A 14256-nucleotide genomic window follows, 5' to 3' on the forward strand; every position below is an offset into this window, starting at 1 on the left:
TTGGGCTTTTTAAAGGCAAAAGGCATGGTTAACAGCAGATGCTTCGTTGTTATGGTTAGCGTTCAAGCGTAATGCAGCGGCGCAGGATTTGCCCGTGAACTTTATGCACTAATTGCGCTTTAGTTTCTTTAAAGGCATTACGCCCACAAACTTTTGGTGGCCCTGTTCACTCATTAACCTGTTTGACATGTCGCTCAGGGATCCCAGCACTGCCCTACCGTTCAGAGCGGCAACAAAAACAATCATGAGGTGAACAACCATGCTTATCAAACGATGCCTATCCTTTGCTGCGGCACTCGCCGTCACAACGTCTGCCATGGCCTGGCAGCCCACCGGAAAAGTGGAATGTATTGCTCCGTCCGATCCTGGCGGCGGTTGGGACTTTACCTGCCGGAGTGCCGGCAACACACTGAAAGAGCTGGGCCTGGTGTCCGGCACCGTCCAGACCACCAACATGGCGGGCGCTGGTGGCGGTGTGGCTTATGCCCATACTATTAGTAAGCGCAGTGAAGACGACAAGCTGCTGGTGGCTGCCTCCACCGCGACCACCACCCGACTGGCGCAGCAGCAATTCCCCGGGATGGACGCAGGCATGGTGACCTGGGTCGGTGCACTAGGTGCGGATTACGGCGTTATTGCAGTCGGCAAGGACTCGCAGTATCAGGACCTCAAGCAACTGCTGTCGGCCCTCAAAAAAGACCCCCGCTCGGTAAAATTTTCCGGGGGCAGTGCCCGCGGCGGCTGGGATCACCTCAAGGTGCTGATCACCGCCAAGGCTGACGGTGTTGATAAGTTACCGTCCATTCCCTACCTGTCCTATAACAATGGTGGCGAAGCCCTGACCCAGGTCGTCGGTGGTCAGGTTGACGCCTTTACCGGTGATATTTCCGAAGTCACCGGTTTTCTGGAATCCGGCGACATCCGAATTCTTGCGGTGCTGTCGGAAGAGCGCCTGCCCGGCAAGTTCAGCGACATTCCAACCGCCAGAGAACAGGGCGTTGATGCACTGGGTCCCAACTGGCGCGGATTCTACATGCCCAAAGGTGCGTCGGATGAAGCCAAGGCGTATTGGACCGATGCCATTGACACGCTGTATGCCAGTGACAATTGGAAAGCGGTCATGAAGCAGAATGGCCTGATCCCCTTCCATCCACCGGCCGGTCAGTTCGAAAATTTTGTGACGCAACAGGTGTCGGATATTGAGCAACTGTCCCGTGAAATAGGACTGCTGAAATGACAGCCCGCGGAGACCGAATTCTCGGTCTCGGTCTGTTCGTTCTCGCCATTGCCTATGGCTGGGCGGCCCAACAGTGGCCGGAGCCGTTTGGCGGTGCCGAGACCGTCGGTCCTGAGACATTTCCGACCATTCTGTCGGTTGTGCTGGCGCTGTCCAGTGTCTACCTGATCGTGAAGCCGGATCCGGATGCGCACTGGCCTGCCGGGCGCACCGCGGCGGAAATCCTGCTCTCGATCGCAATTCTGGTGATCTATGCTGCTTTGCTTGAGCCGCTGGGATTCGTGATTGCCACCACCGTCGCAGTCGGCACCTTGTGCTGGCGTATGGGCGCTCGGCCGAAGCCGGCACTGGTGACCGGTTTTGTCAGCGCCGTCGTGGTTTTCGTGTTGTTCAACAACCTGCTTGAACTGAGTCTTCCCGGCGGTTTACTGGAGTTTGAATAATGGAGACGCTGCAATTTTTAATGGACGGTTTTGCGGTGGCGTTGGCGCCGCAGAATCTAATGTTCGCTCTCTTCGGCGCCTTCATCGGGACACTGATCGGCGCGCTGCCCGGCCTTGGCCCTGCCAATGGTGTGGCAATCCTGATTCCACTGGCCTTTACCCTGGGTTTACCGCCTGAAACCGCCATGATCCTGCTCACTTCGGTGTACGCCGGTGCCATGTACGGGGGCCGTATTTCATCGATTCTGCTCAACATCCCCGGTGACGAGCCCGCCATGATGACCTGCCTGGACGGCTATCCGATGGCGCGCAATGGCAAAGCGGCGGAAGCGCTGGCGATGTCGGCCATTGCCTCCTTTGCCGGCAGCCTGATCGGCACCATCGGTCTGATCCTGCTGGCACCGGCACTGGCCAGGTTCGCGCTGACCTTTGGGCCGGCCGAGTATTTCGCCCTGTTCATGCTCGCCTTCGCGACTCTGGGTGGCATTACCGGTAAAAATCCGATGAAAACCGTGCTCGCGGCCACCATCGGCATCATGATTTCAACGGTCGGTATCGACATTGCCACGGGCACACAACGCTATACCTTCGGGGTGCTGAAACTCTACGAAGGCATCGACTTCATCCTGGCGATTGTCGGGCTGTTTGCCATTTCCGAGTTGCTGTTCTTCATTGAGGAGCGTGCCGGCGCGGGTCGCAAAATCATTAAGGTCGGCAAGTTGACGCTCAAACCCAAAGAGGTTCTGGCCGCACTGCCAACCATGTTCCGCGGCGGCGTGCTGGGCTTCATAGCGGGTGTTCTACCCGGTGCCGGGGCCTCCCTGGGCAGCTTCATCAGCTACACCCTGGAAAAGCAGTATTTGGGCAAGAAAGGCCACTTTGGCGAAGGCGACCCACGTGGGGTGGCCGCACCGGAGGCTGGCAACAACGGCGCTTCGTCCGGCGCACTGGTGCCAATGCTGACGTTGGGCGTGCCCGGCAGCGGCACTACGGCTGTGCTGCTGGCCATGCTGATTTCACTGAACGTCACCCCCGGCCCACTGATGTTCACCCAGAACGCTGATATTGTCTGGGGTGTCATTGCGGCCCTGCTGATCGGCAATGTGATCCTGCTGTTTCTCAACATTCCGCTGGTTGGCTTTTTCGTCAAGCTGCTGTCCGTGCCTCCGATGTACCTGTTGCCAATGGTAACCATGGTGGCGTTCGTAGGCATTTACTCGATCAGTCACAGCGCATTTGATCTGTATTTCATGATCGCCTTCGGGGTTGCCGGCTATGTCCTTCGTAAACTGGAAATCCCCATGGTACCGATCATCCTCGGGCTGCTGCTTGGGCCGGAAATGGAGAAAAACCTCGGCCACGCCCTGGTGCTGTCCGACGGCGAGTGGAGCACCCTGTGGGCCACTCCGCTGGCGCTGGGTTTGTGGATTGTTGCCGGTCTGGGCCTGACCCTGCCCTACATCATCGGGCCGCTGCTGCGCCGCCGGATGCAGGCCGCCATCAAGGAAAGCCCGGTCAGCGACTGACGGACGTCTTTGTTGTCTGGCCCTCGGTCAGAACCTTTGGGGTAGCGGCGGCCTGTCGCTACCCATTTTTTTCCCCGCCCTTACAATGCCACCAACACCTCACCGTCAAACCGCTCCTGACAGCTCGCAAGAAGACTGATTTTTTTTGCGGTATCGTTGTGGTGCGATTACCATCCGCAGTCACCATGTCACCCCAACCGACTCATGAGGCATGACTTTGAAACTGTGGCTGTTATTGGGCGTATTGATCGTTGTTGGCGTGGGCGTCTACCACGTGTTCAAGCCACTGCCTGCCGGCCTGAGCTTTGCGGGGCCCAGGCACCCGCTGGTGGCACCCAAGCTCCTGACGGATGTGACTTACCGGGATAGCCACGGCGACCTGCATCTGGACCACACCATATTCGATGAGGTATTCCGGCTGATCGGGCAGGCCGAGCAGTTGGTAGTGGTGGATATGTTCCTGTTTAACGACAGCAAGCCTGACGACCGTTATCGCCCGTTGGCGGACCAGCTCACCACGTTGTTGATCGAGCGCCACAGGCGCGTTGATGGTCTGCGCGTTATCGTCATCACCGACCCGCTCAATACGCTTTATGGCGGTACGCCCTCGCCGTACCTGGAACGCTTGCGGGCCGAGGGTATCCCCGTGGTGGAAACCGCCCTCACCCCACTGCGGGATTCCAACCCCTTGTGGTCAGCGGGATGGCGGGTCTGTTGCGAATGGCTGGGAAATTCTGCCGATGCCGGCTGGCTGCCCAATCTGCTGGACGGCGGTAAGGTGACGTTGCGCAGCTACCTGGCTTTACCCAACTTCAAGGCCAATCACCGCAAGACTCTCATCGTGGATGAGGGCGCTCAGCTTCGGGGCCTGATTACCTCCGCCAACCCCCACGATGGCAGTGCCCGTCACGGCAATATCGCCTTGAGTTTCAGTGGCCCTGCCGTCACCGACCTGTTGCGGACAGAGCAGGCCGTCCTGGCTCTGTCGGATATTAACTTCCCGGTACCTCCGTTCTCCATGCCTGACCGGGTCGAGCAGGATGCGGATGCCACGACCGCCCGCATTGTTACCGAATCGAAAATTCTCTCGACCGCACTGGCCATGATCCGCACCGCCAACCCCGGCGACCGGCTTGATCTGGCCATGTTCTATCTGTCTCACCGCGACCTGGTCGAAGCGTTTGTTGAGGCCCGGCGTCGGGGTGTCACGATCCGGATTCTGCTGGACCCCAACAACGAGGCTTTTGGTCATGCCAAGAGTGGCATTCCCAACCGGCAAGTGGCCATGGAATTTCATCAGGCCGGCATCCCGGTACGGTGGTGCAACACGCAAGGGGAGCAATGCCATAGCAAGCTGTTGGTCCGGCAGGATACCGATGGACAGTGGCAATTGTTGCTGGGGTCGGCCAACTTTACCCGCCGCAACCTGAACGATCTCAACCTGGAAACCGACGTCCACGTGCAGGGCACGGAAAGCACCGCGCTCCTGGGTGACATCGAAGCCTATTTCGACCGCCTGTGGCAGCAGGGCCCGGATCAATCGCCGACGCTGAGCCTGCCCTATGAGGCCTATGCGGACCCTTCTCACTGGCGGTACTGGCGTTATCGCGTCATGGAAGCCACCGGACTCTCCACCTTCTGACCTCCCCTGGTACTCGCCGGCGTGCCATTGTCACGGTTCAAGCCGGCGTGCGATGCTGATACCCGTTGCCATTGCGATTAGCCGTAGTCGCCCGTAGTCGCCCGTAGTCGCCACGGTTCGTTGTATCCGCGTTCAGTAACACACATTAATGGCCACAACCACCAACCGTTAGCCTTGGAGCGCAAGCCATGTATCTCTCCGTGCAACTCAGTTACTACCCTTTGACGGACGACTACAAACCGCCGATCAAGGACATAATCCAACGGCTTGAACACAGCGGCCTGGAAGTATACCCCAACCGCATGAGCACTCAGTTGTTCGGCGAGTACGATCACGTCATGCAAGTGGTATCAGACACCATGAAGTGGTCCTTTACGCACTACGGCAAAGCCGTATTTGTCGCGAACTTCCTGGAAGGGGATCGACGGCCCAAGCCCGAAGTGAAACCAACGTCGGGCAACCCGTAGCCGTTCATGGCCGAAGACCTGCCAGGGTCGCAGCTAACATCGCTGCAGAACGCCTGCCGTGGTCGGTTGGCCACTGACAGCGAGCACCCACTGTGTGAGTCGTTGGGCACCCGACCCGCGACAGGCTTGAGGGTGTTATTGCCCCCAGCGCCGCCGTTGTTTCAAGTCTCGGGCCGGGTGAACAACACGACGTCTTTGGCCGGCACCTCGCAAGTCCAGCCGAACTGTTGTGCAATCTCCGCCATGGTGTGTTCCCGATAAAACACCACGTGGGTTGGATCCCGACGATAATGCCAGTTGGCGAATTGGGCATCGTTGGTTTGGAAACAGGTCATCACCGCCAGCAGACCACCGGGTTCCAGCATCTGGTCCAACGCTGCAAAGGTCGCACGCGGATGGTGAAGATGCTCCACCACTTCGGTACAGGTGATGAAGTCGTAGCGGGAATTCAGTACCGTCTTATCGGGATAATACAACGGATCATAGAGCGCCATCTGAAAGCCGGTGTCCGCCAGCATCTGGGCCAGGGCCGGTCCGGGGCCACAGCCAAAGTCGAGGCCGCACGCATGCGCCGGCAGTCTGGGCACCAGCGGGTTGAACATCTTGCCCAGAAACGTCCGGTAACCCGGGTCATCGGTTTGATTGTCGTGCAGGTCGTAGGTCGCTTTTTCCTGAGCTGGCGATGGCCAGTGCGCGGGGTCCATCAACGTCGCCTCACAATGATTGCAGCGCCAGTAGGACACGCCTTTGACCGCCATCAGGTGGTCGAGCGACGGACGACCGCAGACGGTGCAAGCGTCTGGCGGTGCCGGGTCACTCTGCGCCGGTTTGACCACCTCAGTGCCCGTCGTGCTTCATTCCGCCGTGGTCCATGGCAGAGGGTTCGTGGACAGGCGCTCCGACGCCTTCCATGGCTCCGTTCATACCCCCTTTCATCGCGCCGTCCAGCGGATCCACTGACAACTCCAACGCAATCTCGGAACCCTGACTGAACTTAAGGATCAACGGCACCCGGGTTCCCGGTTTCAGCTGCGCTGCAATGTTTTCGAGCATCAAATGATAGCTGTGAGGCTTGAGTTCGACCTGACTGCCGGCCGGTATGGTCAAGCCGTTGTCGAGCGCCTGCATTCGCATCACGCCCGCCTGCATCTGACTTTCATGCAGTGAGACACGCGTCGCCATGGACGATTGGGCCGACACCAGCACCATCGGCTGGTCACTGTGATTGGTAATGACCATATAGCCCACCGCCATCGGAACACCGGGCGGCGTGGGGCGGGTCCATGGGTGAGCGACAGAGATATCGCCCTGGCGATAATCGTGAGCGCTGACCGGTAGCGCGATCAGGAGGTTCAGGCAGGTCATTAAAAACAGGCGGTGCGGGTGTTTCATAAGTTATTGAGCCAAATGAATGAACGATGTCAGCGTCTTGTCTGGCCCCTAGTGTGCCTGATCGTCCTCGGTTCGCAAAATTTTCACGCCTCACTCGGGCGTCACCCGCGCCAGCACTGCCGGACGCTCTGACAGAGGGCGCGCCAAAATGACGCCTTCGTTTGAGGCTGGATATACGCCCGTTAAAGCGGTGATATTGACTTGATGAGACACCAGGATAACCGGCACCTCTGAGCCGAGGGCATTGACGCTGGCGATGGTCGCCCGGGTCTGCTGATCGCGATTACCCCGACCCCTGAAAAACGAGTTCAGCGAGGGCATTGCCTGAACATTGCCAAGCGCCATGCCCTTCGCCGTATCCATGCATCGGCACCACTGGCTGCTGTATAGTTGCGCGTTATCGATACCGTGACTGGCCAAATAGCCATGCCACGCTCTGGCCTGGGCCCGACCTTGCTCGTTAAGATTGCGCTGGGTTGAACACTTGCCCAATTCAAAATGGTCGGGATCACCCGTCCCGGGCGCCAGGGCATGGCGCAAAATCAATACCGCCCGGCCCTCACGCAAAGCCTGCCAAGCTTCCTCGTCAGCATCAGCCACCACCAACGGTGTCAACGAACACAAAACCAGGGCGAGCAAACAGTTGAGTAGGCGACCAGACATGGCGGACTCCTTGGGACCAAAATAGCGATCGGGCTTGATAAGCCTTAGACTTTAAAATATACGCCTTAATTCCGGGTTAGGGTCACACCAACTCTGCCCATCGTCACGCCTTCATGACAAGGACTCCAACATGGCTATTTGGGTTGACGCCGACGCCTGCCCCGTCGTTGTCAAAGACATACTCTGCCGGGCCGCGGAGCGCTGGCACATGACAACCACTTTTGTCGCCAACCAGACCATTCGCGTGCCGCCCTCCACTTTCATCAAGACCCGGCAAGTTCCCCAGGGTTTTGATGTCGCCGACAATGAGATAGTGTCGCAGCTGGTTGAAGGGGACCTGGTGATTACCCAGGATATTCCTCTGGCGGCCGAAGCCATTGAAAAGGGTGCTCAGGTGCTCAGTCCACGTGGGCAAGCGTTCACCAAGGAGAATATCCGCCAGCGGTTGGCGATGCGCAATTTTATGGAAGAAATGCGCAACGCCGGACAGGTGACCGGCGGCCCCGCTGAATTCGCTAAGTCCGACCGCAAGGAATTTGCTGATCAACTGGATCGCTGGCTTCAGAAACATCGGCGACAGGAGGCATAACGCCGGGCCCTGCCTGCGTGAGTGGATCAGCCCAAATAAATGTGCCCCATCACACCGAACAAAAAGCCCAGTACTGCCCCGAACGATGGCGCCCAGTGTTTCTCCAGGCGTGCCTGAGGGGCGATGTCCTGAAACACCAGATATAGAATGCCGCCCGACGCAAACAGCATGATGAACCCCAGGACGGCGGGGTGGGAAGCTAACCAGTAATGCCCGGCAAGGCCGGCAAGCGGGCCCAACGGCACCAACAACACAAACATCAGTAACACCGGCATGGCGCTCATGCCCTGGGCGGTTCGTTTGCGATGAAAATGCGCAGGCTGTTCGGTAGCAGTCATTTCCCGGAAGGCATTGAACCCCTCCGGCAGATTTTGCAACGCAATCAGCAGCGCCAACAACATCGCTCCGTTGCCGCCAGCGGCAAACATCGCACCCAGCGCCATCGCTTCCGGTATAAAATCCGCGAGCATGGCGATCAGCTGCGAAGCCGAACCTTTTGCCTTCGCCAAAGCGGCATCCAGCAAGCCAAACAGCAGCCCGCCACTGATCATCGCCAGTGCAATCCAGGCCGTACTGAGCGCATTCACACTTTCCGGCACCAGCACCAATGCCACTGCGGATAACAGCGCCCCACCCCCGAATGCGATGACACTGTGGCGAAATTCTTTTTCCAGCCAGGCAGGGCCGAGGTTCTCAATCCGAGCCAGTAAAGCGCCCGCGGGAATCGCCGCCCCAGCCACCGTCGCCATCAGCACCATCGGGGCCAGCGACGTCATCATAGTGCTCAACTGCCCTCGATCCGAAAACCTACTTTCAGCACCACCTGATAGTGCCCGACTTGGCCATTGGTTACATGGCCACGGGTTTCCTGTACTTCAAACCACTCCACGTTGTTGATGCTCTTACTGCATTCGGTAATGGCGTTGTTGATGGCGTCCTCGATACTGGTGCGGGACGAACCGACGATTTCCACTTTTTTATACACGTGATGATCTGACATAACCGCTCCTTTGAGTGTCCTACCGCAGAAGTATGGCACAGCATTCAGCGGGTATTTCAATCAAGCGGACGGTCGGGGTAATCTGTGCCTTGAACTCAGGAACGGACGCTTTAAACGATCCATTATGAACAACCGATCAGGGAGCAACGTCATGAACAGACTTCAGGCTGGCGTTGGCGCACTCGTAACAGCGCTAATGCTCAACACGCCAGCAACAATGGCGGCGACCACATATTCCTCGCAGGACCACACCTTCAGGCTCGAAACGGTTGCCGAGGGCCTTGACCACCCATGGAGCCTTGCCTTTCTGCCCAATGGCGACAAACTGATCACTGAGCGGGCCGGGCGTTTGCGGCTGTTACGAGACAACACGCTGGTCGATGCGCCGATTACCGGCCTGCCCGACCTGATATCGGTCGGCCAGGGAGGCCTTTTGGACGTCGTGCTGCACCCGGACTTTTCGCGTAATCGATTGCTGGTCCTGAGCTACGCCCATCAAAATTCCGCGGGCCTGACGACCCGGGTGGCAAAAGCCACCTACCGGGACGGCGCCCTAAGCGATGTTGAGGTGATCTTCGAAGCCAGGCCGCGCTCTGGCACTCGCCGGCATTTTGCCGGCCGCATGGCCTTTGATCAGGCTGGAAATCTTTATATTGCCGTCGGCGATCGCGGCGATAAGCCGCGGGCGCAAAACACCCGGGATGACGCTGGCGGCGTGCATCGCATTACCCTGGCCGGTCAACCGGCACCGGGCAATCCGTTTCTTGACGACGACCAGGTCCAGGACACCTTTTTCACTTACGGCAACCGCAATATCCAGGGCATGACCCGCCACCCGGAAACCGGAGTGATCTGGAGCCACGAGCATGGACCCCGCGGTGGCGATGAAATCAACATCCTGCGCCCGGGCACGAACTATGGCTGGCCAACCATCACTTACGGCATCGATTACAGCGGCGTGCCCATTACCGACAAAACGGCGTTGCCAGGAATGGCACAACCCCTCCACTACTGGGATCCGTCCATTGCGCCGTCCGGTATGGCGTTCTATACCGGTAGCGATTTTCCGGCCTGGCGGGGCGACCTGTTTGTCGGGGCGCTTAAAATGCGGAAACTGGTCCGGCTCAAGATCATTGACGAGCAAGTCATCGTCGAAGAAGACCTGCTGACGGACTTTGGCAAACGGATTCGGGATGTGCGGATGGGGCCCGACGGGCACCTGTGGTTATTGACCGACGAGTCCAATGGCAAAGTGCTCAGGCTGGTGCCGGCTCACTAGATTGCCGCCGGATACCCCGGTACCCACTGCAGCAATCGCTGGGGATGAGGCAACTAGTGGGGATCGTTGGTACGTTCCAGTTTTTCGAACTGGGGAATGGCGTCGGTGATCTTAAACCAATCCGCTTTTGAACCGACAAACACATGGGCGGCGGGCTGTTTGCCCAAGGGCTCGTTAATCACCCCGACCCGCAGACGTAATATTCCGCTGATGGCGTCGACCCGACTGTAAAGCTGACTACCACAGGCCCCGCAAAATGCGCGGTATTTACCGGGGCGCGACTCGTATTCTCGAATCAGCGTCTCGCCATCAATCACGCGAAACTTGAGCTTTTGAACCGGCGCACTGGCCGAGAACGCACTGCCATGGGCGCGGCGGCACTGGCTACAGTGGCACAGGGCAATTGGCCCCAAGGGCCCTTCGTACTCAAAGCGGATACCACCGCACAGGCATTGACCTGTCAACATCATCGATTCTCCGGTCGGAATGTTTGTGCGGTGGCTTATGGGCTTACTGACTAGCCATGCCGGGGGACAATGAGAATCTTGCCGTCCCGCTCACCGGCTGCCGCTGCAGCCACCGCGTCCTTGATCTGGGCGACATCATACTCCGCCTCGATCCTGGCCTGAAGCTTGCCGGTGGCAATGAGCTGGGTGAGTTCACCAAATACACTCATCTGCTGTTCCTGGCTGGCATTTTCAAACCATTTGGCGAGCCAGAACCCTTTCACCGTGACATTGCGAAACACAATGTTTCGGGGCGACACCTGACACGGCTGCCCGCTCATCATGCCGTAGTTCACCAGGGTGCCGCCCTCAGCCAGGCAGTCACCTATATGATCGGTTGAGGCGCCGCCGACCGCATCGATCGCAAGACGGATCTGGCCGTCACCGACAGCTGCACGCACCCGTTTCTGCAAATCCGGACCGTCCACCAATACCACGTCACCACCCAGGGCCTTCACACCCTCAATGGCAGATTCCCGGCGCACGACGTTAACAGTCTTGTAGCCTTTGATCTTTGCCAACTGAATCAGGTAGCTGCCGACGCCCGAGTTGGCGGCATTCTGTATTACCCAGTCTCCGGCGTTAAGCTCGACAAATTCAGACAGCATCAACAATGCGGTGGGCGGATTGATGGTCATCATTGCCAACTGCCGGGGGTCAGCTTCATTCGGCAGTGGCACCAATTTCCGGGCATCGGCGACCACGTGGCTGGCCCAGGTACCAATACCAACCGGCAACAGCACCGTTTGTCCCACGCCAGGCCCTTTGGTGTCGGGCCCCAGCTCGGCAACCCGTCCAACGCCCTCGTTGCCACCAACGGCCGGCAGTGGTGGCAGCATGCCGTACTCGCCCGTCAGCGTCAGCACATCGGAGGGGTTGATGGGCGATGCAATCACCTCGACCAGCACCTGCCCACTGTCCAATTCGGGCTTTTCAAACGGCACCGCCTGAATGTGTTCGTGAGGCACCGGGCCACGTTTGTCGTATTGGGCTTTTAGCATCTGATTTGACTCCGTTATGGATTTTGTCTTGCTGTGGTGTACAGCTTAGAGCCTCCGTTACCCGCGTGACAGGGTGAATTCGGCCAGCCCGATGGTGAGGAATGACAAATAGACATTCTTTCGTATTTACTGCTTGAAGAACGGGGCTCGAAACACCACCGTATAGATGGAATCATCAGGTCTTTGAAGGAGGACACTATGCCATTCGATACACTTCCGAGCATTGGAATGGGTACCTTTCGACTCAAGGGTGACCAGGCCCGGGAGGCAGTCAAGAGTGCACTTTCTCTGGGCTATCGCCATATTGACACGGCCCAGATGTATGGCAATGAAGCGGAAGTGGGCGACGGTATCACCTCCAGCGGCATTCCGCGCCATGAGGTTTTTCTGACCACCAAAATCTGGCACGACAACCTGCGGGCCAGCGACCTGATGAGCAGCCTCTCGGACAGCCTGAAACGCCTGAAAACCGACCATGTCGACCTGGTACTGATTCACTGGCCGTCCCCCGGTGACGAAGTGCCCATGGACGAGTACCTGTCAGCACTGAGGGATGCGCAACGCGAAGGGCTGGCCGACCATATCGGCATCTCGAACTTCACCTGCGCCCAAATGGATCAGGCCAAGACCATACTCGGTGATACGCCGATCTTCACCAATCAGGTCGAGGTGCACCCATTCTTTGCCAATACCAAGGTGGTGGCGCACGCTCAGCAGTTGGGCATTCCAGTTACCGGGTACATGCCGTTGGCTGTGGGCAGGGTCATGAAAGATGAAACCCTGCAGCACATTGCCAGGGAGCGTAATGCGACACCCGCGCAGATTGCAATCGCCTGGCTGCTGGCAAGACAGGTGGTGGCTATTCCGTCCTCAACGCGACCGGAACACCAGAAAGCCAACCTGGATGCGCGCAAGATTACTCTGAGCGAACAGGAAATAGCGTCCATCAATGCACTGGACCGGGGCGAACGTATCGCCAACCCGGACTTCGCCCCCGCCTGGGATTGATCGGCAGGGCGTCAGGCGGGCGATCTGCCACCGTTCGCCCCGCTGCCTGATCCCTATTTTACGTATTCGCGCTCGAGGTAAGCGAGAATACGTGCGGATTCAAACAGCGATTCACCCGTGTTTGGGTCTTCCAGATACGGCACCTGAACACGTTTGTGAACCTGATAAAAAGCATCTCGCTTACCACCGGGAACCGGCGTGTAGGGGCCCGGTTTGATGCGCTGGGTCGCCGGGCCCATCTCGGTCCAGTGTTCTTTGCCCAGATTGTGGACCGTGTAGGGAATCTCGAGCTCGCACAGGCGCTCCCGAACCAACCGCGAAAACGGGCTGCCCTCAAAACTCCACAAGTGTAATGGCTGAAGCGGCGCGAGCGCCTGACGGGCTTGCAAGCCGCGCAGCCCGCTGACGGCAGAGCCCACCGAACCCAACGCCGGCTGATAAACCCGGGAACGATACGTCTTGGGCACCGGCCGGTTACCGTACTGATCGAACAGATAGGTCACGATGTCACCGGATTCGTAAAGCATCTGGCCGGTATTCTCATCCACCAGAAACGGGAACTGCGCCTTACCTCCCCGATCGACTGCCTCAGATCTGAAACGCCGGCCACCCTTGGGGCAGGGCCGGATGTCCGCATCCAGGTGCAGTGCGGTCAGCGCCTCCCGAACCTTACGACAGTAGGGGCACGCTTCAATATCATAAAGGATCAGGGCTTTTTCAGGCTGTGGGGCAGATTTGACCACCAAGCAACCACGCCAGCCAGCAAAGGACGACGTGGCGACGGATCCCAAGACACTGAGATTGTGTGTTAATGCATTCGACATGTATTCCAGCCTTTTGACGATGAGTGATCATTGCACCGAGACGGATTGATTGGGTTGTCTGGCCATTGTCCAGACCTGACGGCATGCCTGCATGGGCGCCCGGGGCCCATAATAATGGCAAACCAAGATTGTGTGATGCCCCCGTTGTCACTGGGGTTGGCCGTAACCTTCATCCATAAAACCGTGTCGGCGGGGGTACCGATGATGGTCGTGCCAGTGACGCGCCCACTGGCGTTGCCGATTCTAACCGAAGCCATACGGTGTCTATTTGTGAAACCACCATTCCATCACCTTGGCACTAGCCCGTCCGATCGGGGCGCCGATCATGACACGCTCCTGTTGTTGTGGAAACCGATGCCGGAAACGACTCTGCACGCACCTACTTTGAGGTCCCGGTCATCGATGTTGAACGGACCCACTTCTTATGGACCGCATTTCCGCCTTCATCACCATGGCCTGAATACCGTCAATTTGACTAAAAAACGCACGACCCAAGTCGCCGATAGTCACTTTTTTACAGAGACCACACGGTAAGCCCTTGATTCCCAAGCACGCTTACATTCCGTCACAAAACCTCAGTACAAACAACGACTCTACTGGCACTTTTTAACGTCATGTAGAGCTTTTCCACATAGTTTCCGAGACAAATATGAGCTATCGTTAATGCACTTGTTTTTTC

At 58.0% G+C, this 14256-nt stretch carries 16 protein-coding genes; 8 read left to right on the forward strand and 8 right to left on the reverse strand.

The annotated features are described in order from the left end of the window. Positions 1 to 259 precede the first annotated feature (259 nt). The 5 genes from GRX64_RS17080 to GRX64_RS17100 all read left to right on the forward strand — a co-directional run bounded on the left by GRX64_RS17080 (position 260) and on the right by GRX64_RS17100 (position 5315). Positions 260 to 1237, forward strand: a complete 978-nt coding sequence (locus tag GRX64_RS17080) for a Bug family tripartite tricarboxylate transporter substrate binding protein (protein WP_166268978.1) — start codon at positions 260 to 262, stop codon at positions 1235 to 1237. Beyond that, the gene (locus tag GRX64_RS17085; protein ID WP_166268980.1) at positions 1234 to 1680 is read left to right on the forward strand and encodes a tripartite tricarboxylate transporter TctB family protein; all 447 of its coding nucleotides are present in this window, start codon (positions 1234 to 1236) and stop codon (positions 1678 to 1680) included. The genes GRX64_RS17080 and GRX64_RS17085 overlap by 4 nt, the downstream gene beginning before the upstream one ends. Next, positions 1680 to 3206: a tripartite tricarboxylate transporter permease gene (locus tag GRX64_RS17090; protein ID WP_166268982.1), complete on the forward strand. Its 1527-nt coding sequence runs from the start codon at positions 1680 to 1682 to the stop codon at positions 3204 to 3206. The genes GRX64_RS17085 and GRX64_RS17090 overlap by 1 nt, the downstream gene beginning before the upstream one ends. 211 nt (positions 3207 to 3417) lie before the next feature. Further along, positions 3418 to 4848, forward strand: a complete 1431-nt coding sequence (locus GRX64_RS17095) for a phospholipase D family protein (RefSeq protein ID WP_166268984.1) — start codon at positions 3418 to 3420, stop codon at positions 4846 to 4848. 188 nt (positions 4849 to 5036) lie between these two features. Continuing rightward, positions 5037 to 5315 (forward strand): YkoF family thiamine/hydroxymethylpyrimidine-binding protein, encoded by a 279-nt coding sequence (locus GRX64_RS17100; RefSeq protein WP_166268986.1) that lies wholly within the window; start codon positions 5037 to 5039, stop codon positions 5313 to 5315. A gap of 161 nt (positions 5316 to 5476) precedes the next feature. Here the strand turns inward: GRX64_RS17100 and GRX64_RS17105 are convergent, their stop codons facing one another. The 3 genes from GRX64_RS17105 to GRX64_RS17115 all read right to left on the reverse strand — a co-directional run bounded on the left by GRX64_RS17105 (position 5477) and on the right by GRX64_RS17115 (position 7370). Then, complete coding sequence (locus tag GRX64_RS17105) at positions 5477 to 6151, reverse strand: class I SAM-dependent methyltransferase (RefSeq protein ID WP_345790092.1); 675 nt, start codon at positions 6149 to 6151, stop codon at positions 5477 to 5479. A 1-nt stretch (position 6152) separates the two neighbouring features. After that, the gene (locus GRX64_RS17110) at positions 6153 to 6707 is read right to left on the reverse strand and encodes a copper chaperone PCu(A)C (protein ID WP_166268988.1); all 555 of its coding nucleotides are present in this window, start codon (positions 6705 to 6707) and stop codon (positions 6153 to 6155) included. A 90-nt stretch (positions 6708 to 6797) separates the two neighbouring features. Further along, positions 6798 to 7370, reverse strand: coding sequence for a histidine phosphatase family protein (locus tag GRX64_RS17115; RefSeq protein ID WP_166268990.1), 573 nt, complete (start codon positions 7368 to 7370; stop codon positions 6798 to 6800). A gap of 130 nt (positions 7371 to 7500) precedes the next feature. Here GRX64_RS17115 and GRX64_RS17120 point away from each other — a divergent pair, with 130 nt between their 5' ends. Continuing rightward, entirely contained in the window at positions 7501 to 7959 is a 459-nt protein-coding gene (locus GRX64_RS17120; RefSeq protein WP_166268992.1) for a YaiI/YqxD family protein, read from the forward strand. 26 nt (positions 7960 to 7985) lie between these two features. Here GRX64_RS17120 and GRX64_RS17125 read toward each other — a convergent pair whose 3' ends face one another. Further along, positions 7986 to 8738, reverse strand: coding sequence for a ZIP family metal transporter (locus GRX64_RS17125; RefSeq protein ID WP_427901670.1), 753 nt, complete (start codon positions 8736 to 8738; stop codon positions 7986 to 7988). A 5-nt stretch (positions 8739 to 8743) separates the two neighbouring features. Beyond that, positions 8744 to 8959, reverse strand: a complete 216-nt coding sequence (locus tag GRX64_RS17130; protein ID WP_166268994.1) for a dodecin — start codon at positions 8957 to 8959, stop codon at positions 8744 to 8746. Positions 8960 to 9110: 151 nt separating this feature from the next. Here GRX64_RS17130 and GRX64_RS17135 point away from each other — a divergent pair, with 151 nt between their 5' ends. Continuing rightward, positions 9111 to 10238 carry a PQQ-dependent sugar dehydrogenase gene (locus GRX64_RS17135; RefSeq protein WP_166268996.1) on the forward strand — a complete coding sequence of 376 codons (1128 nt, stop codon included), beginning with the start codon at positions 9111 to 9113 and terminating at the stop codon, positions 10236 to 10238. 53 nt (positions 10239 to 10291) lie between these two features. On the opposite strand, the gene GRX64_RS17140 is transcribed toward GRX64_RS17135, so the two are convergent. Together GRX64_RS17140 and GRX64_RS17145 are read right to left on the reverse strand one after the other, a co-directional pair. Then, the gene (locus tag GRX64_RS17140; RefSeq protein WP_166269292.1) at positions 10292 to 10705 is read right to left on the reverse strand and encodes a GFA family protein; all 414 of its coding nucleotides are present in this window, start codon (positions 10703 to 10705) and stop codon (positions 10292 to 10294) included. A gap of 50 nt (positions 10706 to 10755) precedes the next feature. Next, complete coding sequence (locus GRX64_RS17145; protein ID WP_166268998.1) at positions 10756 to 11745, reverse strand: zinc-dependent alcohol dehydrogenase family protein; 990 nt, start codon at positions 11743 to 11745, stop codon at positions 10756 to 10758. A gap of 198 nt (positions 11746 to 11943) precedes the next feature. Here GRX64_RS17145 and dkgB point away from each other — a divergent pair, with 198 nt between their 5' ends. After that, positions 11944 to 12753 carry a 2,5-didehydrogluconate reductase DkgB gene (gene dkgB / locus GRX64_RS17150; protein ID WP_166269000.1) on the forward strand — a complete coding sequence of 270 codons (810 nt, stop codon included), beginning with the start codon at positions 11944 to 11946 and terminating at the stop codon, positions 12751 to 12753. 53 nt (positions 12754 to 12806) lie between these two features. On the opposite strand, the gene GRX64_RS17155 is transcribed toward dkgB, so the two are convergent. Continuing rightward, positions 12807 to 13577 carry a glutathione S-transferase N-terminal domain-containing protein gene (locus GRX64_RS17155; RefSeq protein WP_166269002.1) on the reverse strand — a complete coding sequence of 257 codons (771 nt, stop codon included), beginning with the start codon at positions 13575 to 13577 and terminating at the stop codon, positions 12807 to 12809. Positions 13578 to 14256 lie beyond the last annotated feature (679 nt).

The organism is Marinobacter caseinilyticus, assembly GCF_011074955.1.
In the GTDB taxonomy this organism is placed as follows: domain Bacteria; phylum Pseudomonadota; class Gammaproteobacteria; order Pseudomonadales; family Oleiphilaceae; genus Marinobacter; species Marinobacter caseinilyticus.